Raw genomic sequence first — 24,274 nt, forward strand, 5'->3', positions numbered from 1 at the left:
TATTTGAATATCGATTATAGAAGCTACTGGATTTTTTACTAGGGTCTACCGCTGTTTGTCCGCGTTTTACTTTTTTTACGTCAATGATACACTCGTACTAGCCGCTTAATCAGGATAAAAAAATAAATACGCCAAAAAGCGTAAAATAAGGAAAAACGATTATGTCAAATGATGTATTTGAAGAAGCATATGAGGCACCCACTGCAGAGGGTTCTGCAACGGGCAATATAGACGAGTTGTTAACACCATTGCTACAAACAAAGCCTTGGGTAATGTTGTGTTCTATTTTAGGTTTGATATCGGCCGGCTTAATTATCATTGTTGCGATATTTATGATGATTGGAATGTCTGCTATTTTTGGTTCAGATGCTGATGGTTTTGCTGGCGGAGTTGGTGTTGGAGTCGGTTTTTTATATCTTATATTTGCTGCAATAAGCGCTATCCCACCATATTGGTTATATAAATATGCAAATGCAATAAAACAAGCGGACACCTCTCGCACGCTAGAAGACGTTACTCATGCTTTAAGATATCAAAAGTCGTTTTGGAAATTTGTCGGTATTTTTGTTGCAATCTACCTTGGTTTTTTAGTGTTAGGCCTAGTTATTACAATAATTGGTGGTTTATTCTCATCTTTATAGGCTTAAATTGAGATTTAGACTATATTGTTAATGCGATTTACTTTATACTTCGCGACCGTTTTTCGTATAACACTTATTTTTCGGAGCTATTAATGGCACGTGTAACAGTTGAAGATGCAGTTGATCAAATTGGTAACCGTTTTGACCTTGTACTAGTGGCAGCAAAACGTGCTCGTCAAATTGCGATAGAGGGTAAAGACCCGCTCGTTGAGACTACAAACGATAAATCAACCGTAGTTGCATTGCGCGAAATTGAACAAGGTTTGGTGACTGCAGAAACTGTAGAGCAAACCGAACTTCAAGATCAACGCGAACAAGAAGCTGCAGAATTTGCTTCGGTAGCGAGTATCTTAGCAAACAACTAAGCTAAATCATGCGCTTTAAAGGTCTTTTAAACTAAGGCCTTTGACCTCAATATAAAATTTATTTACAACGCCGATAATTATCGGTGTTTTTGTGTTTGCAATGCGCAAAAATACCCGTATTCTAAGCCTAATACTTTAATGAATTAGTTGAAACGAAATCTGTGTATTTATTTGAGGGGCTTGAAGCAAAAATAAGCACTTACTTGTCGAAGAAACAAGTCGATTATGTGCGCGCAGCATATGTGCTTGCGCGTGATGCACACGATGGTCAAACTCGTTCAAGTGGCGACCCTTATATTACTCATCCGGTGGCAGTTGGCGGCATTCTTGCTGACATGAAGCTCGACTACGAAACTTTAATGGCTGCATTATTACATGATGTTATTGAAGACACTGAATATACCAAAGAAGACTTAAGTTTAGCCTTCGGTGAAACCGTGGCTGAATTAGTTGAAGGTGTAAGTAAACTCGATAAATTAAAGTTTGGCTCCAAGCAAGAGGCTCAAGCTGAAAACTTTCGTAAAATGCTAATGGCAATGGTCCAAGATATTCGGGTTATTCTGATAAAGTTAGCCGACCGTACTCATAATATGCGGACTTTAGGCGCACTTAGGCCCGACAAACGCCGCCGAATAGCGTTAGAAACCTTAGAGATCTATTCACCATTAGCACACCGTTTAGGTATACACGATATTAAAAACGAACTCGAAGACTTGGGCTTTGAGGCTATGTACCCTTTGCGCCACAGAGCGTTAAAGAGCGCGGTTGCTCAGGCGCGTGGGAATCGCAAAGAAATTATTGAGCGCACTCAACAAGAGTTAGAAAACCGCCTAAATGAATATCAAATTAGTGGCAGAGTGGTTGGGCGTGAAAAACACCTGTATTCAATTTATAGCAAAATGCGAAATAAAGAATTGTCATTTACTGAAGTAATGGACATCTATGGGTTCAGGATAATAGTAGACAATATTGATAACTGTTACCGAGTACTCGGTGCCATGCATGGTTTATATAAACCAATTGAAAATAGATTTAAAGACTACGTTGCAATACCTCGCACTAACGGATATCAATCGCTGCATACTTCGCTTAAAGGTTTACACGGTATTCCGCTTGAAGTGCAAATTAGAACAGAAGACATGGACCATCTTGCCGACAAAGGTGTTGCTGCTCATTGGTTGTATAAAGAAAATGGCGATAAAAGCAATACATCACAAATGCGAGCACAGCAGTGGATGCAGTCTTTAGTAGAGTTACAACAACGAGCAAGTACGTCTGTAGAGTTTATCGAAACGGTTAAATCAGACTTATTTCCCGATGAAATTTATGTATTTTCGCCCAAGGGCAAAATTGTTGAATTACCTACTGGTTCAACTGCGGTTGATTTTGCCTATGCCGTGCATTCAGATGTGGGTAACACCTGTGTGGGAGCCAGAGTAGATAATAAAAATTACCCATTAAGTGCCACTCTCGAAAATGGACAAAGCATAGAAATTATTACTTCGCCAAGGGCAAAACCAAATGCCAACTGGCTTAATTTTGTTGTGAGTGCAAGAGCGCGCTCTAATATCCGTCATTACTTAAAAAGACAACATGCAAACGACGCTATAAGTATGGGCAATCGATTGTTGCGTCATGCATTGGGTACCAAAAAGTTAGACGAAATAGAAGAGTCGGAAATTCAGCGAGTTGTTGAAGATACCAAATATTCTAGCTTTGAAGAGCTACTTTCTAATATTGGCATGGGTAATGAAATAAGCGCAATGATTGCGCGGCGTTTAGTGGGTGAAAGCCCAGAGCTTGGCGAGAAAAAAGGGACAGTTGCTATACGCGGAACCGAAGGCTTAATGGTGCACTTTTCTCGTTGTTGCCATCCTATCCCAGACGATGAAATAGTGGCTATTCTAAGTCCTGGTCGAGGTGTGGTAATTCATCAAATTGGTTGTAATAATATTCGTAAACTGTCGAAGGAAGAACCGCAACGCGTTCTACCAATGGAATGGGATGAAGATGCCCACGGTGATTTTAAAGCGGCTTTACGGGTAGAAACGATTAATCAGCAAGGTACGCTAGCATCGTTGACAGCAGCCATTGCGGCAAGTGATTCGACTATTATTCATTTGCAAACACAAGAAAAAGACGACGGTCATCTTGCTATAGATATTGAACTAAGTACTCGAAATCGAGACCATTTTGCCAATATAATGCGAAAAATAAGAACATTACCAGAACTTCAAAAAGTATCCAGACACAGTCAAACTAAACATAAGTAGTCTATAATAAGAGGTCCTAGCGGCCATTCATAAATTTAACTAGCGTGAAAAAACCATGTCAAAATCCATTATTCAAACAAATAAAGCGCCTGCAGCAATCGGTACATATAGCCAAGCAGTAAAAGCGGGAAATACCGTCTATTTATCTGGGCAAATTCCGTTAATTCCTGACACCATGAATATGGTATCGGAATCATTTGAAGAGCAAGCACATCAGGTGTTTAAAAATATAAGCGCAGTCGTTGAAGCTGCAGGTGGTAGCACCTCAAACTTAGTCAAAGTTAATATATTTTTAACTGACCTAGGAAAATTTGCGAGTGTTAACGAAATAATGGCGCAATATTTTACAGAACCCTATCCAGCAAGAGCGGCAGTGCAGGTAAGTGCTTTGCCAAAAGCTGCGCAAATTGAAATTGATGCTGTTATGGTTTTGCCTGAATAAATGTCTGCTACTCAAGCAATGTCGGCTGAGCGTTATGCCCGTATAAGGCATGTCTTATCCAAACGACAACCTGATCTTACTTTGTTATTGGAGCAGGTGCATAAACCACACAATGTTTCGGCGGTAATCCGCACTGCCGATGCGGTTGGCGTGCATGAAATACACACAGTTTGGGAAGATGATTACGACGAACGCTTGAGAGATCATACCGCTGCAGGAAGCAACAATTGGGTCGGAGTGAACAAACATCATTCGATTTCAGGTGCTGTTAGCGCCTTAAAAAAACAAAATATGCAAGTTTTAGTCACGCACTTAGATGAAAGTGCAGTCGACTATAGAGAAATCGATTATACGCTTCCGACAGCAATAATTCTTGGGCAGGAATTGACTGGTGCAACCCAAGAAGCGATTGCTTTAGCCGATAAGTCAATCGTGATCCCTATGTGTGGTATGACCCAGTCACTCAATGTTTCTGTTGCAACCGCTGTTGTTTTGTATGAAGCACAGCGACAAAGACAACAGAAGGGCTTTTATGATGTCAACAATCGCGCTAGACACAAGCAAAGGGTGTCAGAAGCAGATATACAACGCGTTCTTTTTCAGCGAGGATTCCCCGTTCTGTTTGAAATGTGTGTAGCAAAAAACCTCAGTTTTCCACACATTAATGAGCATGGTGAAATTGATGCGACTCAACAATGGTGGGATGCACTCAAATATAACACTCAAGATTAACGAAAGAATTGAAATTTTTTTATCAGTATTCTGGTCACGTGTGTTACACGCTATTTTTTGATTCTGTTTTTGAAGTTTGAAGAAGCAAAACGGTCAAATCTGGCATCTGCATTTACAGGGTACTTATTAAGGTAAACCAATGAAAAAAACAGTCTCAGCAGCATTGATATTAATTATGATGTCTTTCAACCTACTCGCAGTTGACCGCACTCAGATTAGAGACAAAGCAGAAGACGTAACGCCCCTATTAAACGGTTCAATGGTGCCAAAAGCCACGGTAAAATTAGATGACGGTTCGCCGGTAAGTTTGCATGCCTTAATAATGCAAAAGCCAAGTGTCATTGTTTTTTATCGTGGTGGATGGTGCCCATACTGTTCGCGCCAACTTGCTGAGTTAAAAGATATCGAGCAAGACTTAGTCAATGAGGGCTATCAAATTTTAGCTATATCACCGGAAAGTGTTGATAAATTAAATGAGCAAAAATTAGAAACAGAATTTGCAGCTCAACTCATTTCTGACGAAAAACTTGAAGCAATAAAAGGTTTTGGAGTAGGCTTTTATGTGCCTAATGATACCAGAGCCCTTTATAAAGACAGAATGAATGTCGAACTAACTTCCGACAGTAATAATAGAGCCGTCTTGCCTGCGCCGGCAATATTCATCACAAATACAGAAGGACAAGTCGTTTTCAGTTATGTGAATCCTAACTTTCGGGTAAGGCCTTCTGCAGAACTAGTGTTGAGCGCGGCTAAGCTTGTGAAGCCCATTGAATAAAAAAATGTAAAACGGACTGTCGCTTTAAGTGGCAGTCTAGCATCAACTACTATCCTTAAAAGGTTTGCGAAATTTTTCTTAAGTAATTACTCCCAGTACCGTGTCTGCCAGACACTGTTTTTGTATAGGTGTTTCTTTTCATACGCATAGAGATTGTGTGATACCGATTGCTCAAACTTGCTTGTTAATATCAAGACATTAACAACATGCTTTGGACTCAAATTGAATCACATTTACCCCAACAAATTAGTTGCTGGCATGCTTGGATTAGCATTAGTTAGTGCAAACGTTTCAGCTCAAAGCGTATTCCAATCAACCGGAAGTGGTGTGACGCGCGGTGCGGTGTCAAATTCTTCTGACCTAAACTCTCTGTTACGCAACCCTGCAGCACCAAGTTATAGACTTGGCTCAGAGGAAGGGTTTAGCGTTAATATTCTGCCACCGATAGGAGGTGGTTACGAAGTAGGCGAAATTGATTCCTTAATCGACGAACTTGATGAGTTGATCGACATTCTAGAGCAAGACGATTTATCTGCGGAAGAAGCCTTAGACGCAAAGGACCGGTTTGAACCTTTTTTGGCCAATGCAGAACAAGATGGTCGAATCAAACTAGCTGGGCAGGCAGGTATTCCATTATTACCATTTTTCTATAGAAGTACTTCTTGGGGCACCATCACTTTTAACGCTTCGGTTAGCGGCTCTATGCGCACAACCGTGCTTGCTGACGACATAGAAATTATTGCGTTCAATGATACATTCAAAATTAATACTGCGTCAGCAGTTTATGTGAAAAGCGCAGGATTGGTTACATTGTCCGTAGGTTATAGCCATTTATTGTGGGAAACCGAAAACCTAGGTTTACATGCTGGGATTAATGCCAATGTGAATCAATATGAATTAGCGAAAAACATCATTTCACTTGCCGGGTTAGAAGATGGTGAAGATATAGGCGATGCGATACAAGACGATTACGAAAACAACGCACTATCAAACACAAATATAGCAATAGATGTTGGTCTGCTGTTTGTCAGCAACAATGCCAATGTAGGTTTAAGCATTTCTGATATAAACGAGCCAGAATATGACTATGGCTCATTAGCTTCTACCTGTTCTAACTTAAGTGGTATTTCATTAGATAATTGTTTTGTCGCTCAGGATGCGATTGCCAGAGGCAGAATAGCGGCAAATGAAACCTTTATAGCTAACGCGCAAGCAACCCTTGAGGCCTCCGCTTGGATGGGTGAGGGCACTCGGTTTGGCTTTCATTCTTCAATAGATTTAAATGAAAAAAACGACCCTATTGGTGATTTATATCAATGGGCTAGTGTGAGTGCCACAGCAGATTTTAATAACTGGCTTATTCCTGAATTCCGCTTGGGTTATAGCAAAAATTTAGCAGGTACCGAACTCAGTTATTATAGCGTTGGCGTTACCTTCCTCAAACATGCTGATCTAGACGTAAGATGGAGTGATGAGTCGGTCGAAATTGACGACAGCAACGCACCGCGTTCAGCATTCTTTAGCTTTTCAATTCAAACCAAGTTTTAAGGAGCAATAAGAATGAATACATTACCTCATTTAAAGTACCTCATGAAACCAATCATATGCACAGCCACAGTAGCTTTGTTACTAGGGTGCGGCGATGCTACCGAAGAACAAGATGCCCCCTTAGTACCAGTTGACAATAGAGTGACAATTACTGGGTTGGCAATGAATGGCTATGTAGCGAATGCCCTAGTATGGGTCGATTTACGCCAAAACGGCACACCCGATGGCTTTGAACCTTTTGCATTTACTGATAATGAAGGTTATATAAGCTATAACCCAAACACTGGCATTAATTATTGTGCTTCAAATGAACAGAGTGAACAGCGTTATTGTTTACAAACAGGAACACAAACAGGCGAAGTCACATTAAAAGCAGCAAAAGGTATTGAGCTGTTGTCGGGTGAAGCATTTCGTTCTGTGCTTAGCGCAAATATTATGCTTGAAAATGCGCAGGCTAACCTGAGCGCGCTCGAAGCACTTGGTGCTAGGCCAATAGGTAACGCAAGCGCTTGGCAAGCAGATATTGATGACGCTATGATAAAACTTTCGCCTTTATCTAGTTTGAATTCTTACCTACCAGCAGGTTCGGACCTTGTGTCTGTTCTACTCGGCGCGGGTTTTGATATCCAAGCTGACATGCCGGTAAATGAAGTACTTAGTATCGACTACATTGCTGGTATTAAAGAAGAATCGTTAAATAGAGCGGTGTCAGCAGACTTGTTTGCTGCCTCGGTTATGATTAGCCGTATTGTCGACACCTTGAGTGTCAATCTTGACAAGGCAACTGAGTTTCTGGATATGGGCCAAGATGGTTTACCGATTAGCACCGCAGACTCTGCCTACAAAGGGTTAGCAGAAAGTTTAGCCTCAGGGTCTTCAACAAGTGCTGATAGACAAGCTTCTTCCGGTAAAACGCATTCAGTGGTCGCTAACTTAAATGCTGAACAAGCATTGACATCAGCAGTTGCAAATTTGCTTAATATATTAGGGCAAAGCGACTTTTTGTCTAGTGCTGTGCAGTCGAGAATCAGCATGGTATCTGAAAATTCAGAACTGTCAGACTTACTGGCAAGCATCGGTGATACTGCTCTAAATCATTTTAATGATATACAAAATGATTCGGATTTATCTACAGATTTATTAACGCTTAATCAAACGGTGACTTTACCAACATTGACCGAAGCGATTGCCTTTGCCAGCACTCAAAACGCCCTAGGCATTAATCGCTTAGCTACCTTCATGGCTGACCCTGATAATCGTATCACCGAGATATTAGCACAAGCAACGCAAGATTTTGTGGATGAGCGTGATGATGAAACAGTGCTCACTCTAAGCTTTGACTTAAATTCCTTAACACAAGATTTATTGGTATTAGCCGAACAAAACGAAGAGGCCTTAGCGTCAGAAGAAAACCAAGTCACCCTCACTCAATTAGCCGAAGTAGAAACAGCAGATGATTCTAGTTTTTGGACAGGCAACTTATTAAGTCTGTCAGGTTTTCAAGATGGTAATGAGCAAGGTCAAGCTGTGATGTTTTTTGACGGTGAAGAAAGTGACAGCGCTGGTCAACTGATCATGTGTATCGCTTATCAAAACGAATCAAACCCTAGTGACAATATTTCTGGAAAGCGTTTTGATGGTTCTTGGTCTATTATCGGCGGTGCGTCACAAAATAGACTGTCGCTAGTAGCAGAAGGCTTCACAATACAAATGAAGGTGTTGGGCGAAACCTTAGGTTCAGATATTCCAAGCGACCAGCAAATACCCAGCTTGCCAAGAATACCAAACGAGATGTACGGAAAGTTTGGTTTTACTCTCAATGAAGATACCGCGACTTGGCATTCAGATGATGCATCCGTTAATCAAAGCTATGGCTTGCTCAGCGCGGATACCGTTCCGCAAAGTGATGAGGATTGCAGAGCAATATTAGAGCTTCGTATTCAGTAAAGCAGCTAAGGTATACCGCAATCAAATAACTCCTATTTGCTCGCGAAAATATTCTATGTTTATATACGACATGAATGTTTCGTTTGCAGAAGGAGTTGTTTATGTTTTTAGTGACTAATCGAGTCATACGTGACGGCAATACAATAAAAATTTTTGGTGACACACCCAGCCCGCAGGGACCGAATGAACTTAGACTCGTAGAAGTTGTTAAAAAAGAAACCGACAATGACAGTGAGTGGCAGGTAAAACCGGTCGCTGATAAGCTTGAACCGGCTGAGGTCAAAAAGCTTGCTAGAACACACTATTTAACAATAGATACCGGTGCAGAGTGGCATGGTTCATTAGCTGTAGCTTGTCAGCTATTTGCTCAAGCAAAAAAGGAAAACAAGTCTATTTTGTTTTTTGTGCATGGTTACAATAACGATGTAGACGACGTGTTAACCGCGGCAGAACAGCTTGAAAAATTATACAATTTAATTGTTGTTCCTTTTACTTGGCCTGCCAATGGTGGAGGGGTCGTTTCTGGTACTGCTTCATATTTGAGTGATAAGGCCGATGCGCGAGCTTCTTCGGGTGCATTTAACCGTTTTGTTGAAAAGGTACATTTTTTCCACAGTCTACTAGCCGAATCTAACCTCGCTGATATACAAAACAAAGTAAACGAAAAATATGCAGATAGAGACAATCCTATGGCTGCAGCGGCCTTGTACAGCGAATTAGTCGACAAAGCCTGTAAGGTTAAAATCAATTTGTTGTGTCATAGTATGGGCAATTATTTGCTCAAACATTCCCTAATGACAAGCGATAATGCCACTTCCAATTTGGTCTTCGACAATATCAATTTAGTCGCAGCAGACACTAATAATCAGAATCATGCCAGTTGGCTCGATACTATTGATGTAAGAAATCGTATTCACGTGGTCATAAACGAAGATGATGCTGCATTAAAAGCGTCGCGGGTTAAACCTGGCAAACAACAGCGTGCACGCTTGGGTCATTACCTAAAAGCCCTAAATAGTGATCGAGCAGTATATATTGATGTAAGTGATTGTGACGGTGTTGGTTGTGAACATAGCTACTATAAGGGCGAAGCAGTAGAGGAAAACACCAGTTTAAAGGCTTTGTTCAATGACTTATTCAACGGTAATCGAGTCGAAAAACGTTTAAATTATTTTAGCGCCGATAATTATTTTAAATTGTAAAGCGAATCGCCAACAGCTTATGTTATAGCAAATCAGTATCAAGCATTTCTTGAACAAATTGTTGATTAAGTTATGGTCATTGGTGACAAAAAATTTAATAATAAGACCTAAAGTGCTTATTAAGCAGCAGGCTTATTTTTGAGCTGATTACTGTTTTACTACCTAAATTTAAGGATTGTGAATGAAAGACAAGTCGGATATTGGTTTAGTTGGCTTAGCTGTAATGGGTGAAAACCTGATTCTTAACATGGAATCGAAGGGGTTTACCGTCACTGCTTATAATCGAAGCTATTCAAAAGTTGAAAAGTTTATCGAGGGGCGAGCTAAAGGTAAAAATATCCGCGGTGCTGACAGTATTCAAAACTTAGTCGACTCATTGGCCAGTCCGCGTAAAGTCATGCTGATGGTAAAAGCCGGGCAGGTTGTAGACGATTTCATTGAACAGCTCATTCCCTTTTTGTCTCCAGGCGATATTATTATTGATGGCGGCAATACACACTTTCCCGATTCTAACAGACGCACCGAATATCTAGAGAGCAAAGGTCTCTTGTACATCGGTACAGGTGTTTCAGGTGGTGAGGAGGGCGCATTGAAAGGCCCGTCTATTATGCCTGGTGGGTCAAAAGATGCATGGCCATTTGTAAAAGATATTTTTCAATCAATTTCAGCTAAAGTGGCCGATGAAAATGGTGACGAAGTTGTGCCTTGTTGTGATTGGGTAGGCGATGCCGGAGCAGGACATTTTGTGAAAATGGTCCATAACGGCATTGAATATGGCGACATGCAGCTAATATGCGAAGCGTATCAATTAATGAAAGTGGTATTGGGCTTGAGTACCGACGAAATTCAGAAAGTATTTGCTCACTGGAATACCACCGAGCTCGACAGCTACTTAATTGATATTACTAAAGATATTTTTGCTTATCGTGACGAAAACGGCGAACCATTGGTTGAATCAATCCTCGATACTGCAGGTCAAAAAGGCACTGGCAAGTGGACCGGTGTTACCGCTTTAGATCTTGGTATTCCTTTGACTCTCATTGCAGATTCGGTTTTTGCTCGCTGTATTTCAGCGAAAAAAGAACAGCGCGTTGCAGCATCAAAAGTCGTTACTGGACCAGAAATTCAATTTGACGGTGACAAAGCTGAATTTATAGAGGATCTACGCCAAGCGGTGCTAGCAGCCAAAATCGTATCGTATGCGCAAGGTTACATGCTAATGCAAGAAGCAGCGCAAGAATTCGATTGGGAGCTTAACTATGGTGGAATTGCGCTAATGTGGCGCGGTGGCTGTATTATTCGCTCAGCATTTTTAGGTAAAATCAAAGAAGCCTACGACAACGAACCTGATTTACAAAATTTACTACTGACCCCGTATTTTAAAGAGACTGTAGAATCTTCACAACCGGGTTGGAGAAAAGTAATCGTAACGGCGGTAAGCAACGGCATTGCGGTACCTTGTTTAAGTTCTGCGCTCACCTATTTTGATGGCTTTAGGACCGCGCGTTTGCCAGCTAACCTTCTGCAAGCACAGCGTGACTATTTTGGAGCACATACCTACGAGCGTGTTGATAAACCCAGAGGCGAGTTTTTCCACACAAATTGGACCGGTAGAGGTGGTGATACTGCGTCGACAACCTACGACGTATAACTATCGACCTAAATACCGGCCTAAAAAACGATTTAGATTTTTGACTTACATATTTGGATTAGCATGACAACACAACTTGAACAATTACGTAGTTTAACCACAGTGGTTGCCGATACTGGTAACATTACAGATATCAAAAAGTTCTCTCCTCAAGATGCGACCACAAACCCTAGTTTGTTGCTTAAAGCGTCAGAAATCCCTGAGTATGCAGCATACATTGACGAAGCCGTTGCATGGGCCAAAACCCAATCAAATGATATTGAGCAACAAGTGATAGACGCAGGTGATAAGCTTGCAGTTATTATTGGATTAGAGATTCTGAAAATTGTCCCCGGGCGAATTTCAACAGAAGTTGATGCTCGTTTGTCTTACGACAAACAAGCTTCGTTGGATAAAGCGCGCAAATTGATTAAGTTATATAACGACGCAGGGATTAGTAATGACCGTGTTTTGATCAAATTAGCATCAACTTGGGAAGGTATTCAAGCGGCAGCAGAACTGGAAAAAGAAGGTATTAATTGCAACTTAACCTTGTTGTTTAGTTTTGCCCAGGCTAAGGCTTGTGCAGAAGCAAGTGTTTACCTAATTTCACCTTTTGTTGGCCGTATATTAGATTGGTATAAAAAAGCCGAAGGCAAAGATAGTTATGCGCCAGCTGAAGACCCAGGTGTAGTATCGGTAACGAGTATTTATAATTACTACAAACAACATGGGTACAACACAGTAGTGATGGGAGCAAGCTTCCGCAACGTTGACGAAATTTTAGAACTTGCTGGGTGTGACCGTTTAACTATAGGCCCGGGCTTACTTGAAGAGCTTGAATCATCAAGCGAAGATGTGCCACGCAAACTTAACTATACTGGCGATATTCAAGCTGCTCCTGCGGCAATGAAGGAAGCTCAGTTTAGATGGGAGCATGCACAAGATCCAATGGCGGTTGAAAAGCTGGCCGAGGGCATCCGTAATTTTGCGATTGACCAAGATAAGTTAGAGCTTATGCTGAAAAGTAAACTAGCTTAGCTACTACTAATCGGAATATTAAAAGCACTTCTGCTGTTAAGGCAAAAGTGCTTTTTTGATCTTTACGAAAAACTCTACTTGGATGCTACTGTTTACAGTTCTGTTGTTGAGGATGTTTGGCAAGTTGAGTCTAAAATGGTAATGTCGAGAGAGATTCCAAAAGCAATAAGCGCTAACTACCATGAAAATCTTCGCATTCTTCTTTATTCTTTTAGTGAGCTTTTTATCGAAAGCCCAAACTTTTGATTGTGTTAAAGAGTTTGAGTGGTTAAAAAACACCTTCGAAACAAATGATGCTGGTTTTCAGCAGACTATCGACAGAAAGGGAAAAGATGCTTATCAATTGCATAATCAGTTATTGGAAAAACGCATTTCTGATAGCACTTCAGCCCCAGACTGCGAAGCAAACCTCAGAGATTGGTTACACTTTTTTAGAAAAGGCCATATAAGAATACGATATTTAGGCAAAGCCACTGAACAAGAAGATGTGAAAGTTGAATACAAAAGCCCGGGATCTGTGGATGTCGACATAGATGATTATCTGGCAAGTCGAAAAACCGCTATTAATGAGGGTTTCCTTGATATATGGACTGATGCTACGTATCGAATTGGTGTTAAAAAGAAAGGTGACAAATATTACGGCTTTATTATTTCCAGTAAAAACAAAAACTATCAACCAAAGGACATTAAATTTGTTATAAATTCAGATAGTTCGGTAACCTATTATATGGGTGACAAATCACCTATTGCTCTCTCTAAAGCAGAAGTAGTAGGAAATAATTATCTGATAATGGAGTACATAGATTTTAAGAGAGAAAACCCAAAACAAGAAACGCCTATAACGACAACCTTGCATTTCAGAGCTTTAGAGCGCAAAGACCCTTTCATAGAAAGGGTAAATGAAAGCACTATGTATTTGAATATTCCTTTCTTTTATCCAAGTGAAAAAGCAAAAATAGACAGTGTTCTACAAAAAAATGAGAGTATTCTTAAAAGCTCACCTAATCTTATTATCGATATACGAAACAACGGCGGCGGTGCGGACAGAAGTTATAAAGAACTATTGCCGTACTTATACACACACCCTATTAGGTCCGTCAGTGTGGAATGGCTTTCAACTAAAACTAGTCAAAAACTAATCAAAGAGTATTCAGAAACAATACCAAATGATAAGGCAATTTATGAAAACGCGCTAAAACGTATGATAGGAAATGAAGGCAAATTCATTCGCTTGAATGACGAGCCATTTTCAATTTACAAACAAGCAGAAATTTTCCAAAACCCCCAAAATATAATCATACTGATTAATAGGTTTACAGGCAGTACGAGCGAACAATTTGTGCTAGCAGCAAAACAAAGTACAAAGGTTAAATTACTTGGAAGGCCAACTGGAGGTGCAATAGATATATCTAATCTAAATTTACAAACTTCTCCATCTGGCTTATTTGAACTTTTGTACGGGCAATCAAGAAGTCTTCGTTATCCATTAATGCGTATAGACGATAGTGGCATCCAACCAGATTATTTTATGGATTCAACTTTGCCAGAATATAAATGGATAGATCATGCAGTAACATTGTTATCGCAGTAGTCATACCAAAGTAATCACACGAGCCCATAAAAAGCACAATAGTGTTCACTAATGAACACTTCCTAAAAACGAGTGCTCATTAGTGAACAGTTTAGTTTTTACATTTAACATTTTCTTAAAGCTATATTATTGTATTTATTGAGTTTAATTCTTTTTATAGACTTGGCATGGATCGTGTAATACCTATCAATATCTTTTATAGACAAGTAAGTAATTAACACTATCATGGATCGCCCTTTATCAAACCAAGTACGCAACAAAAGAATGCTGAGCATATGGTTAAAAGTATCATTTGCCGTATTATCGATTGTTTTATTTGCCTATAGTGTTAATTGGTTTTTTACGCCATCAGTAAAGCGTTCAATGCTTCGTACAGCAATTGTGTCTACCCAAGACTTAACTGTAACAATCAACGCAGGTGGACTAGTTGTGCCACTCATTGAAGAAACCATGACCAGTGAAATTTCAAGCCAAGTAAAGCAAATCAATGCGGAGCCTGGCCAAAAAGTACAAAAAGGTGATGTACTGTTAGAACTTGACACACAAAAAGTACGACTTGAAATAGACAACATACAAGAAAAAATAGCGCTAAAAGATAGTCAAATTAACTCGCAAAAAGTCATTAGTAATAAAGCTTTAAATGAACTCAACAGCCAATTAGAGCTACTTACTGTCGATTTAGAAAGCAGAGAAACCCGCAAACAAAAGCTAGTAAAGCTAAGTAAGGTAGGGGCATTTTCAAGTCAAGACCTGCTAGAGGCTCAGCTTAATGTTAAACGCACCCTTATCGAAATACGTCAGCTGAAACAGGCTAAACTTGATGTTAAATTAAGTAGTCAAGCACAGGTTGATACTCTTCAACTAGAAAAAAATATATTACTAAAAGCGCTTGACGAGCAGCTTCGCTTAAAAAAAGCCGCAGTTGTTAGGGCTAGTCTTAACGGTAGCATAAGCTGGCTCAATCAAGAAGATGGCAGCAACGTTTTAGCAGGCCAAGCACTTGCAAAGATTATCGATGACTCACAGTACAAAATCGAAGCGACACTTTCAGACTTTTACGCTTCTCAACTGTTACCAAATATGCGCGCGACAATACGGTATCAAGATCAAGTGATTATGGGTAGGCTTGTTCAACAAACGCCCACCATTGAAAATGGCGTAATGAAGCTTTCGGTTGTGCTTGATACACCAAATACCCCTACGCTGAAAAATAATCTGCGAGTGGATGTAGGGTTAATTACCAATAAAGTAGAAGGCGGTTTAGCGCTCAGCAAAGGGCCTTATGTGCCTGGACGAGGTATTCACAATGTATTTGTGATAAGAGACAACATTGCTTATCGCACACAAATCGAAATTGGCCACAGCAGCACAAAACTTCACGAAATTCGACAAGGTTTGAATGAAAACGACGAAGTTATTATTTCAGATATGTCTGACTTCGCGCATTTAAGTGAATTTGCTGTTAATTAAAAAAGGAAAAATCATGTTATCACTTCAAAACATCAGTAAATCGTTTCAAACAGATCGTATTGAAACCATTGCCTTATCTGACATCAACTTACATGTAAACAAGGGAGAGTTTGTTTCGGTAATGGGCCCTTCGGGCTGCGGGAAAAGCACATTATTGAATATTATGGGACTGCTAGATCAACCTAGCAGCGGCGAAGTATCGATTGATGAAACGCCCATTACCTCATACAAAGACAAACAAATCACCGGTTTACGTAGTCAAAAAATAGGTTTTATATTTCAAAGCTTTCACTTAATTCATGATTTAAAAGTGTTAGACAATGTTGAATTGCCCTTGTTGTACCGAAAAATGTCAGCCAAAGAACGTAAGGCACTTGCTATTACTGCACTTGAAAAAGTAGGCCTTTCGGCCAGAATCCACCATTATCCAACACAGTTATCGGGTGGCCAACAACAACGAGTGGCTATTGCACGTGCAATAGTCGGCAAACCCGAAATCCTTCTCGCGGATGAACCTACAGGTAATCTCGACAGCCATATGGGCAGCGAAATCATGTCTTTACTCGAATCGCTTCATCAGCAAGACAATACAACCATAGTGATGGTGACTCACGACGAAGAAATGGCAAAACGCACCCAGCGAACTATTAGAGTTTTTGATGGGCAGCTAATTTAATGCCAAGTTGTTCGCGATACATTACGGCACAATGCGACAAAAAAGGAAAAATAAGATGTTAAGCAACTACATAATTACCGCATGGAAAGTGTTTTTAAGGCGAAAGTTTTTTACCTTTATCAACTTATTTGGCATTAGTATTACCTTAATGGTGTTGGTAGTAACGAGCACTATTGCCGATAACTATTTTTACCCCGCTGGCCCAGAGAAAAACGTTGATAATTTTCGAACCATAAATCGCCTATTAGTGACTAACGATGAAGAAAACTTAACCTCTGTTGGGCGTCTGGGTTACAAATTTATTAAAGATAACGTCTTTAGATTACAAACCCCTGAGCTTATTTCAATTAATTCAGGAACGCGGACCCGCGCCATATTTCATGAAGGACTTAAACGAGAGTTATTGATTAAAAAGACCGATAGCAATTTTTGGAGAATTCTTGATTTTGACTTTATTCAAGGTCGTGCTTATTCAATTGATGAGTTTGAAGCAGGCGATAAAGTCGCAGTTATTAATAAACGCACACAACTTGCTTTGTTTGCTGATAAGTCGGCTATAGATCAACAAATTAACATCGAAAATCAGGTATTTACAATTATTGGTGTAGTCGAAAATGTCCCTATAGTGGAAGCAACAGCATTAGCCGATGTGTGGCTGCCCTACACGACCAATGCATCGACTGCATATCAACAAGAAACCACTGGAGACTGGGTTACACTTTTATACCATTCAAACCCAGACATCATAAAAGACGTTAACACCGAATTTGTTAATTTGTTAGAAAATGATGTGCAACTAGACAAATCAAGTGGCTTTTCGATTGCCATTGCTGGTGCTTATAGCAAGCTTGAGCAGCTTTCTCGCGAATTGATTGCTGACGACAAAAGCCACGAAACCCATACAGGTCTGGTCATATCACTGATGATAGGCCTAACCGTCGCGTTTATGCTCTTACCCAGTATTAATATGATTAATCTTAATGTTAGTCGAATGATGGAGCGAAGCTCCGAAATTGGCGTTAGACGAGCCTTTGGTGCAACAAAACTACAATTGCTCATGCAGTTTATCGTAGAGTCGATTCTGTTGACCTTGGTAGGCGGTATTATTGGAATTTTACTCAGTGTTTTTGCACTTTATCTTATCGACGTAAAAGGCCTTATTCCGCATGCTCATTTCAGCTTCAATCTACGTGTGTTACTGATCGGGCTTGTGCTGATTTTTATATTTGGTCTGGTGTCGGGCGTCTATCCTGCCTATAGAATGTCGCGACTGCACCCCATTGCTGCACTTAAAGGAAATAATTAGTATGTATATGCACTTAATTAAAATGATATGGAATAGAAAGCGCGCCAATGGACTTATTATTGCTGAGGTAGCTATAGCTTTTGTGGTTATTTTTGCGGTCGCGGTTTTGTCTATTCGCAATTATAACCTAATGCAAATACCCTTAGGTTTTGAGTACGACAATATGTGGCGCTTACAAGTGATGAAGAGTGGCGCTTGGGATGGATCTACAGATGGCGAAACATTCCAACAAATAGTCGCTGCCGTTGAGCAACTACCCGAAGTGGATAATTTGAGTTTGCTTAGTAATGCAACTTTTAGAAACTGGACGTCCACGCGCTCATTTCAAGTCGACGATAAGTTTGTATTTTACTATATGAATTTCTTTGATGACCGTGCGGCCAACAATTTCGATATGACGCTCCTTGAAGGACGTTGGTTTGGCCCACAAGACAGCAACCAAAATTATGACGCTGTGCTGGTAAATAAGACATTTGTTGAGAAATTTTATCCAAATGGAGATGTTTTGGGCAAAAACATTGTCAAAATCGACCCAGACGAGATAGACAGAGAACAAACTGAACAAATAGTGGTAGGCGTATTCGATGATTTTCGACAATTTGGTGAGTTAGTCCCGCAGTCGCCTTATGTGTTTTTTCGAGTCGATGCTGAACAAAATAAACGTAATTTAGGCATTGAGATTAGCTTAAATCCGAATGTTGATGAAGTATTTGAACAACGATTGCTCACTATGCTGAGAGGCCTTGCACCAGAGTATAGTTATTCGTTTACCTCATGGGCCAATAGCCGTGATAGTCAGCTTAGGCAAACAACGACTCCCTTAGCTATTTTTGGTGTGATTGCTGCGTTTTTAATTCTAATGGTGGCAATGGGCTTATTTGGCGTGTTGTGGCAAAACGTAAGCACTCGAACACATGAGATTGGCTTACGCCGAGCTTTAGGTGCAAGCGCTTCAGGCATTCATCGTCAAATTATGTCGGAGTTAATTATTGTGACGCTTATCGGGGTGCTAATTGCTTTTATAGGCTTGGTACAACTTCCCGTTCTGGGCGTTTTCCAAGAGTTGGATTGGTCTTTGTTTTGGTTAAGTTTTATTGCAGCACTAGTGTTTATGGTATCCTTATCGGCATTATGTGCGTTTTATCCAGGCAAAGTTGCGACCGGGTATTCACCATCAGAAGCATTGCATTATGAATAAGTTCACAGTCTTAACTGCTACACTTAAAGCCACTTTGCAAGTTCTTGCGAGGGGAAAGCTAAAATGACTCAAATAATACCCAATGACTTTCAAATTTTGCTGGTTGATGACGACCCATCGGTTAATGCGTCTATCGCTATACTATTAAAGCAGCATGGCTTTAAAGTGCTAAGTGTTAGTAATCAAGAAGACGCGCTATCAGTTTTAGAAAATCAGAGCGTCAGCTTAGTTGTTCAAGATATGAATTTTTCTCGCAATACCTCGGGCGAAGAAGGTATGTTGTTGTTAGCACAAATTAAACAGCGCCATCCCGGTTTACCGGTTATTTTGATGACCGCTTGGGGTTCAATCAAACTTGCCGTCGAAGGCATAAAACAGGGCGCTGCAGACTTTGTAACTAAGCCTTGGGATAACCAACAACTGCTGCGCACGATCACCACTTGCCTAGCTATTCATCAAAATAAAGCTGTGAGTACAGATACACGCCATACTCTAGATGAAAAATATGATTTTTCGGATATTGTAGGGGATGACCCTGCTATGATAGAAGTGTTGACCATGGTAGCCCGAGTTGCAGCTACCGACGCTTCAGTGTTGATTTTGGGAGAAAGTGGCACCGGTAAAGAGCTTATTGCCAACGCAATTCATAAAAACTCAGCGCGGGCAAAGGAAGCTTTTGTGAAGGTGAATTTGGGCGGCATGTCGACTAGCTTGTTTGAAAGCGAGATGTTTGGACATACAAAAGGCGCGTTTACCGATGCAAAGCAAGACCGTAAAGGTCGTTTTGAACTCGCCACAAATGGCAGCATATTTTTAGATGAAATTGGCGATTTAGACCCTAGTTCTCAAGTTAAATTACTACGAGTGTTGCAAGACCAAAGCTATCAGTCAGTTGGCTCGTCACTCACAAAAAAAGCCAATGTTAGGGTAATTTCGGCCACCAACCGAGATTTAAACGATATGGTCGCCGATGGAAGTTTTCGTGAAGACTTATTGTATCGTATTAATCTGATTGTGCTTAATATCCCACCACTTCGCCGGCGCCGAGGTGACATTGCTCGTATTGCCGCGTTGCATCTTCGAAAAGTCGCCAAACTGTATAATATTGAAGATAGTCGCCTTGATGAGAGCGCATTGCAATGGTTAAGCCAACAAGAATGGCCGGGTAATGTCAGACAACTACGGCAAACTGTTGAGCGTGCCGCCTTAATAACAAATGAACCTGTGCTTACGGTGGACTCTTTTAACCCTCGAAATCTGGCCGTAGAACCTAATGATTCCGACGCCGACCTTAATGTGAGCGGTTTAACTTTAGATCAAATGGAAAAAATGATGGTGATAAAAGCGATTAAGGCGCACAAGAGTAATCTATCAAGAGTCGCAGAAGCACTTGGATTAAGCCGCGCTGCTCTGTATAGGCGAATAGAAAAGCATGATATTTCTGTATGACAATAAAACAGAAACTATTTTTTACCACCGTGTTATTGCATATCACCATTATGGTGGTTGCCTTTATATTTAGGGACGCGCTTGGCTTATATCTTATTTTGATTGAAGCAACGCTTATTCTTAGTATGGTTGTTTTTTACTTCCTGATTAATCAAGCGCTCAAACCCTTGGAATATGTAGATACGTTTTCGAAATTGTTATATGAGAAAGATTTTACTCAGCGCTTTAGTGAAACCAAGCAAGTAGAAATAGATGCCCTAATTAGTCAGTTCAACTTTATGTTAAACAAGCTGCACAAAGAAAGGCTAGCAATAGGTGAGCAAAAAGGTGTATTTCAAAAATTGATGGACGAGTCACCGATAGGTGTTATTTTACTAGATTATGAAAGACAGTTAAGCGAAATCAACCCAGCTTGTGAAAAACTCTTAGGCATATCTCAAGACAGGGTTGTGGGTAAAAAACTGCAACAGCTACAACATACCCAATGCAAATATTTGACTGGCATTGATGTAGATACCCATCAATTAGTGGATGCTGAGCAAGGGCGTCAACTTAAAATCGCGCATTATGAAATACGCGACAGAGGCTTTAAACGCTCGTTTTATATGATTAATGAGTTAACCGGCGATATCGTTGAGTCACAAAGAATGGCCTATGAAAAGCTTATCAGGCTAATGTCTCACGAAGTTAACAATACTATTGCTATCACCAATTCTTTGTTACAAAGCAGTTTACACTATAGAAGTATGCTAACTAATGAAGCGAGTGCGGAATTTGAAAATGTCATCAATATTGTGGTTAATCGTAGCAATAGTTTAAATAAATTCATGCAAGGTTATGCAAGCGTTGTTAAGCTTGAAAACCCTATTAAAACATCATTCGATTTATCAAAAATGCTAACAGACCTTGTTACGCTCTTTTATGCCGAATGTGAAACAAGAAACATCCAAATAACCCTCGATGTTGCGCAAACACAAAGCATCAATGCTGACGCCAATTTAATTGAACAGGCACTGGTCAATATTATTAAAAATGCAATGGAAGCCATCCAATCGGGGGGGCTTATTAGGATTGTATTAAAACAAGATAATGAACACCTTATGTTGAGCGTTGAAGATAGCGGCAGTGGTATTAACCCTGAGATAGAGCGAAAGCTTTTTACGCCCTTTTTTAGCTCTAAAGAATTTGGTCAAGGGGTAGGTTTAATGTTGGTTAGAGAGATATTACGTTTACATAATATTAAGCACGAATTACGTAATCGAGAAGACGGAGAAGGGGCTGTTTTTAGGTGGTGGATATTGGACTCAGAAAGCACCTAAACATTATCAAATGAGTGAACAAACAAGCTAAATCTACTGCAAACAAAACCGATAAGCTTTTCTTACTTTAGTGCTAAATGTTTGACAGTAAGGCATATGGATGTTTATGTATGTGTTGTACCTTCATTAAAGCGAATAGAGTTGTATTAGTTGATGAAAATATTGGTAGTAGATGACCACGCATTATTTAGAGATGGCCTTAAGCATGTGCTTGTCGCCTTAGTTGATGCCCCAAATGACGAGCTTCTTATTTATGAAGCGAACACTAGCGAAGCTTCAATTCCTGTTCTGAAAGAAAATCCCGATATAGATTTGGTACTAGTTGACCTTAATATGCCTGGGCAATTGGGGTTTGTGGTTTTGGAATACTGCCGCACATATCATTCAACAATTCCTATAGTTGTTGTGTCAGCATCTAATCGTAAGCAAGATATTCAACAAGCGATGGATTTGGGCGCTATGGCTTATGTACCCAAAGATACCACTAGCAAGCTAATGATAAATATTTTAGGGATAGTTATGTCTGGTGGACTTTATTTTCCGCAAATTGTGTCAGATGAATCCAAACCATTTTTCACTTCTCGACAACTCCAGGTACTGACGCTAATTGTTGAGGGCCAGTCGAACAAAGTAATTGCAGCTAATATGGAAATTGCTGAGGCTACTATCAAAATGCATGTTACTGCTATCTTTAAAAAGTTAGGAGTAAGCAATAGAACTCAAGCGGCATTGTTAGCAAAAGAGCAGGGAATCTTCTCCTAATTCAAGATATACGCTATTTGTGGCTATACGTTGCTGTACGTCGCTATACATTGCTTTGAATACTGCGTATAAATGCTCGAAGTTTGGCGGCAGGCACAGGTTTATGTAGCACCTGCCATTTTCCGGTGTTCATTTTTTCCAAACGTTTTTGGTCTGTATCACCGGTGATAATTAACACAGGAATGGACTCATCGAATTTTGTGTTTAGCATGGTGATGACATCTGCTCCAGTCATTTCATTGGCTAAACGAAAATCAGTTATTAGCATATCAGGTTTTCGTTTAACTAACTCAAGCTGCGCAAATAACTCTTCACCTGAAGCGGCGACAATCACTCCACAGTTCCAAATTTTCAGTAGTTGCGACATGCCTTCTCGAATACTTTCTTCGTCATCGACTATTGCAATTAACAAAGAGGATTCTGCTTCACTATTTACCGACATGTTTAGCGCGGGTTTCTGACTGTCAGAATTACTCTTAATGTGTTGAATATTAATAGAGAAGGTCGAACCAATGCCCACTTCGGATTCTACATCTATTGTATGTCCGAGTAATTTAGCCGTTCGGTCAACAATCGCCAGGCCAAGACCTAATCCCTTTTTCCTATCTCTATGTGTGTTGTTTAATTGATGAAACTCAATGTATATATCTTGTAATTCTTCTGGTGGAATTCCGATGCCAGTATCACTGATACTTATTGTCAAATTATCATCTTTCACAACGCATTTAACCGTAATTTCTCCCGAATCTGTGTATCGAATGGCATTTTCCAAATAATTTCGTAGTATTTGTTCTAATAGGTCAGGTTCACTTTTGACGCTGTAAGTACTTATTGGCCATTTGATGAAAAGGTTTTTTTCTGCAGCTTGTAAATCAAAAGCGTTGGCTAATTTGTCAAACATTGCTTGTACTGGAAAGATGATTGGTTTTGCTTCCACAGCGCCAGCATCTAATTTAGAAATGTCTAACAATGCATCAAATAAACTTTTTAAAGCATCTACCGACAAGTTGATTTGGTCGACTATTTTTCGTGTTTTAGGATCTTTTGCTGACTCATCCAATACCGATGTAAATAAACTTAGAGAATAAAGTGGTTGACGTAAATCATGACTCGCAGCCGCAAGAAATTTAGACTTTGCTTTGTCAGCACGTTCCGCTTCTTCTTTTTGTTCTTTAAGCTGTTCAACGAGCAAATTGTTTTCAAATCGCAAGCCTAAGCTTGTTTTGAAATTTTTGTTTATTTTGATATTGAAAGCGGTCAGTACAATTAAAAATACCGCAGAAACAATGCCTAAAGTATTGTGTAGCTTATCCCCAAACAAGAAAAACTGGATGGTAATAGGTAGCAATATAGAGGGCACATAAGCAAAATAGCCGGGTAAATAAAGACTATAAGTAAATGCCGAGCCACCTGTCATTGCAAACAGACTCATCAAGAGAAAAAACTGATAAGTTTGGTTTTCGAGAGGAAAGTACAAAATGCCAATGGTGCCCCAAATTGCTCCTGCAAATGCACTCCCTACAATAATCGATAGCTTAAATGGTCTTAAGTTTTGCGACCTAAATTTGTTTTTGTAATGCAAAAAAAACAATGCTCTAACCAAGACCATTGTTACCAAAAGGCCTAAACATAAAACAATGGTATAAAAGGGCACAATATCTGAAAAGCCGTAGGATATTGCCATGCCAATGATCAAATTAATAAATAAAAGCACTGGGATTGAACTATGCATTAACTTAATTTGTTCTGCGTGAATTTGTTCACGCATATTGTCGTCTATTGCTTCTTCCAAAATATACCCTTCTTTTGTTAGTAATATTTGAACTGCATGCCCAGCTCGCTATTTCATAGCTATTTTCACTAAACAAATGAGGAACTTTTGATAAAGGTGGGTGTGTTGAACACAT

20 protein-coding genes are annotated in these 24,274 nt (G+C 39.9%); 19 read left to right on the forward strand and 1 reads right to left on the reverse strand.

Going from position 1 to position 24,274, the window contains the following annotated elements:
• Positions 1-161 precede the first annotated feature (161 nt).
• The 19 genes from RM552_RS15935 to RM552_RS16025 all read left to right on the forward strand — a co-directional run bounded on the left by RM552_RS15935 (position 162) and on the right by RM552_RS16025 (position 22,367).
• On the forward strand, positions 162-641 hold the full coding sequence (locus RM552_RS15935) for a hypothetical protein (RefSeq protein WP_311369868.1): 480 nt from the start codon (positions 162-164) through the stop codon (positions 639-641).
• A gap of 92 nt (positions 642-733) precedes the next feature.
• Positions 734-1,006, forward strand: a complete 273-nt coding sequence (gene rpoZ / locus RM552_RS15940; RefSeq protein WP_311369869.1) for a DNA-directed RNA polymerase subunit omega — start codon at positions 734-736, stop codon at positions 1,004-1,006.
• 161 nt (positions 1,007-1,167) lie between these two features.
• Complete coding sequence (gene spoT, locus RM552_RS15945) at positions 1,168-3,279, forward strand: bifunctional GTP diphosphokinase/guanosine-3',5'-bis pyrophosphate 3'-pyrophosphohydrolase (RefSeq protein WP_311369870.1); 2,112 nt, start codon at positions 1,168-1,170, stop codon at positions 3,277-3,279.
• A 55-nt stretch (positions 3,280-3,334) separates the two neighbouring features.
• Positions 3,335-3,721, forward strand: a complete 387-nt coding sequence (locus RM552_RS15950; protein ID WP_311369871.1) for a RidA family protein — start codon at positions 3,335-3,337, stop codon at positions 3,719-3,721.
• An 18-nt stretch (positions 3,722-3,739) separates the two neighbouring features.
• Positions 3,740-4,453 carry a tRNA (guanosine(18)-2'-O)-methyltransferase TrmH gene (gene trmH / locus RM552_RS15955; protein WP_311369925.1) on the forward strand — a complete coding sequence of 238 codons (714 nt, stop codon included), beginning with the start codon at positions 3,740-3,742 and terminating at the stop codon, positions 4,451-4,453.
• Between the two features lie 139 nt (positions 4,454-4,592).
• Positions 4,593-5,228, forward strand: coding sequence for a peroxiredoxin-like family protein (locus RM552_RS15960; protein ID WP_311369872.1), 636 nt, complete (start codon positions 4,593-4,595; stop codon positions 5,226-5,228).
• Between the two features lie 222 nt (positions 5,229-5,450).
• Positions 5,451-6,776, forward strand: a complete 1,326-nt coding sequence (traF, locus tag RM552_RS15965) for a conjugal transfer protein TraF (RefSeq protein WP_311369873.1) — start codon at positions 5,451-5,453, stop codon at positions 6,774-6,776.
• Positions 6,777-6,788: 12 nt separating this feature from the next.
• The gene (locus tag RM552_RS15970) at positions 6,789-8,723 is read left to right on the forward strand and encodes a hypothetical protein (protein ID WP_311369874.1); all 1,935 of its coding nucleotides are present in this window, start codon (positions 6,789-6,791) and stop codon (positions 8,721-8,723) included.
• Between the two features lie 101 nt (positions 8,724-8,824).
• Positions 8,825-9,925, forward strand: coding sequence for an alpha/beta hydrolase (locus RM552_RS15975; protein ID WP_311369875.1), 1,101 nt, complete (start codon positions 8,825-8,827; stop codon positions 9,923-9,925).
• 181 nt (positions 9,926-10,106) lie between these two features.
• Positions 10,107-11,576 carry a decarboxylating NADP(+)-dependent phosphogluconate dehydrogenase gene (gene gnd, locus RM552_RS15980; protein WP_311369876.1) on the forward strand — a complete coding sequence of 490 codons (1,470 nt, stop codon included), beginning with the start codon at positions 10,107-10,109 and terminating at the stop codon, positions 11,574-11,576.
• 63 nt (positions 11,577-11,639) lie between these two features.
• On the forward strand, positions 11,640-12,596 hold the full coding sequence (gene tal / locus RM552_RS15985; protein WP_311369877.1) for a transaldolase: 957 nt from the start codon (positions 11,640-11,642) through the stop codon (positions 12,594-12,596).
• A 181-nt stretch (positions 12,597-12,777) separates the two neighbouring features.
• Positions 12,778-14,187, forward strand: coding sequence for a S41 family peptidase (locus RM552_RS15990; RefSeq protein ID WP_311369878.1), 1,410 nt, complete (start codon positions 12,778-12,780; stop codon positions 14,185-14,187).
• Between the two features lie 225 nt (positions 14,188-14,412).
• On the forward strand, positions 14,413-15,657 hold the full coding sequence (locus RM552_RS15995; RefSeq protein WP_311369879.1) for an efflux RND transporter periplasmic adaptor subunit: 1,245 nt from the start codon (positions 14,413-14,415) through the stop codon (positions 15,655-15,657).
• 13 nt (positions 15,658-15,670) lie between these two features.
• Positions 15,671-16,333 carry an ABC transporter ATP-binding protein gene (locus RM552_RS16000; protein ID WP_311369880.1) on the forward strand — a complete coding sequence of 221 codons (663 nt, stop codon included), beginning with the start codon at positions 15,671-15,673 and terminating at the stop codon, positions 16,331-16,333.
• Between the two features lie 55 nt (positions 16,334-16,388).
• The gene (locus RM552_RS16005; protein WP_311369881.1) at positions 16,389-17,639 is read left to right on the forward strand and encodes an ABC transporter permease; all 1,251 of its coding nucleotides are present in this window, start codon (positions 16,389-16,391) and stop codon (positions 17,637-17,639) included.
• A gap of 1 nt (position 17,640) precedes the next feature.
• A complete protein-coding gene (locus RM552_RS16010) occupies positions 17,641-18,837 on the forward strand; it encodes an ABC transporter permease (RefSeq protein WP_311369882.1) in 1,197 nt (398 codons plus the stop codon).
• A 63-nt stretch (positions 18,838-18,900) separates the two neighbouring features.
• Positions 18,901-20,286, forward strand: a complete 1,386-nt coding sequence (locus RM552_RS16015) for a sigma-54-dependent transcriptional regulator (RefSeq protein WP_311369883.1) — start codon at positions 18,901-18,903, stop codon at positions 20,284-20,286.
• Positions 20,283-21,605, forward strand: coding sequence for a sensor histidine kinase (locus RM552_RS16020; RefSeq protein WP_311369884.1), 1,323 nt, complete (start codon positions 20,283-20,285; stop codon positions 21,603-21,605). Before RM552_RS16015 ends, RM552_RS16020 begins: the two co-directional genes overlap by 4 nt.
• Before the next feature lie 153 nt (positions 21,606-21,758).
• Complete coding sequence (locus tag RM552_RS16025) at positions 21,759-22,367, forward strand: LuxR C-terminal-related transcriptional regulator (protein WP_311369885.1); 609 nt, start codon at positions 21,759-21,761, stop codon at positions 22,365-22,367.
• Positions 22,368-22,410: 43 nt separating this feature from the next.
• Here RM552_RS16025 and RM552_RS16030 read toward each other — a convergent pair whose 3' ends face one another.
• A complete protein-coding gene (locus RM552_RS16030) occupies positions 22,411-24,159 on the reverse strand; it encodes an ATP-binding response regulator (protein ID WP_311369886.1) in 1,749 nt (582 codons plus the stop codon).
• Positions 24,160-24,274: the final 115 nt, after the last annotated feature.

Origin of the sequence: Glaciecola petra, assembly GCF_031846345.1 — a bacterium.
Lineage (GTDB): Bacteria > Pseudomonadota > Gammaproteobacteria > Enterobacterales > Alteromonadaceae > Glaciecola > Glaciecola petra.

What these genes read in the sequence shown, in the direction of transcription:
- RM552_RS15935 (WP_311369868.1), top strand. Translation starts at nt 162, where the DNA reads ATGTCAAATGATGTATTTGAAGAAGCATATGAGGCACCCACTGCAGAG.
- rpoZ (WP_311369869.1), top strand. Translation starts at nt 734, where the DNA reads ATGGCACGTGTAACAGTTGAAGATGCAGTTGATCAAATTGGTAACCGT.
- RM552_RS15950 (WP_311369871.1), top strand. Translation starts at nt 3,335, where the DNA reads ATGTCAAAATCCATTATTCAAACAAATAAAGCGCCTGCAGCAATCGGT.
- trmH (WP_311369925.1), top strand. Translation starts at nt 3,740, where the DNA reads ATGTCGGCTGAGCGTTATGCCCGTATAAGGCATGTCTTATCCAAACGA.
- RM552_RS15960 (WP_311369872.1), top strand. Translation starts at nt 4,593, where the DNA reads ATGAAAAAAACAGTCTCAGCAGCATTGATATTAATTATGATGTCTTTC.
- RM552_RS15970 (WP_311369874.1), top strand. Translation starts at nt 6,789, where the DNA reads ATGAATACATTACCTCATTTAAAGTACCTCATGAAACCAATCATATGC.
- RM552_RS15975 (WP_311369875.1), top strand. Translation starts at nt 8,825, where the DNA reads ATGTTTTTAGTGACTAATCGAGTCATACGTGACGGCAATACAATAAAA.
- gnd (WP_311369876.1), top strand. Translation starts at nt 10,107, where the DNA reads ATGAAAGACAAGTCGGATATTGGTTTAGTTGGCTTAGCTGTAATGGGT.
- tal (WP_311369877.1), top strand. Translation starts at nt 11,640, where the DNA reads ATGACAACACAACTTGAACAATTACGTAGTTTAACCACAGTGGTTGCC.
- RM552_RS15990 (WP_311369878.1), top strand. Translation starts at nt 12,778, where the DNA reads ATGAAAATCTTCGCATTCTTCTTTATTCTTTTAGTGAGCTTTTTATCG.
- RM552_RS15995 (WP_311369879.1), top strand. Translation starts at nt 14,413, where the DNA reads ATGGATCGCCCTTTATCAAACCAAGTACGCAACAAAAGAATGCTGAGC.
- RM552_RS16000 (WP_311369880.1), top strand. Translation starts at nt 15,671, where the DNA reads ATGTTATCACTTCAAAACATCAGTAAATCGTTTCAAACAGATCGTATT.
- RM552_RS16005 (WP_311369881.1), top strand. Translation starts at nt 16,389, where the DNA reads ATGTTAAGCAACTACATAATTACCGCATGGAAAGTGTTTTTAAGGCGA.
- RM552_RS16010 (WP_311369882.1), top strand. Translation starts at nt 17,641, where the DNA reads ATGTATATGCACTTAATTAAAATGATATGGAATAGAAAGCGCGCCAAT.
- RM552_RS16015 (WP_311369883.1), top strand. Translation starts at nt 18,901, where the DNA reads ATGACTCAAATAATACCCAATGACTTTCAAATTTTGCTGGTTGATGAC.
- RM552_RS16020 (WP_311369884.1), top strand. Translation starts at nt 20,283, where the DNA reads ATGACAATAAAACAGAAACTATTTTTTACCACCGTGTTATTGCATATC.
- RM552_RS16025 (WP_311369885.1), top strand. Translation starts at nt 21,759, where the DNA reads ATGAAAATATTGGTAGTAGATGACCACGCATTATTTAGAGATGGCCTT.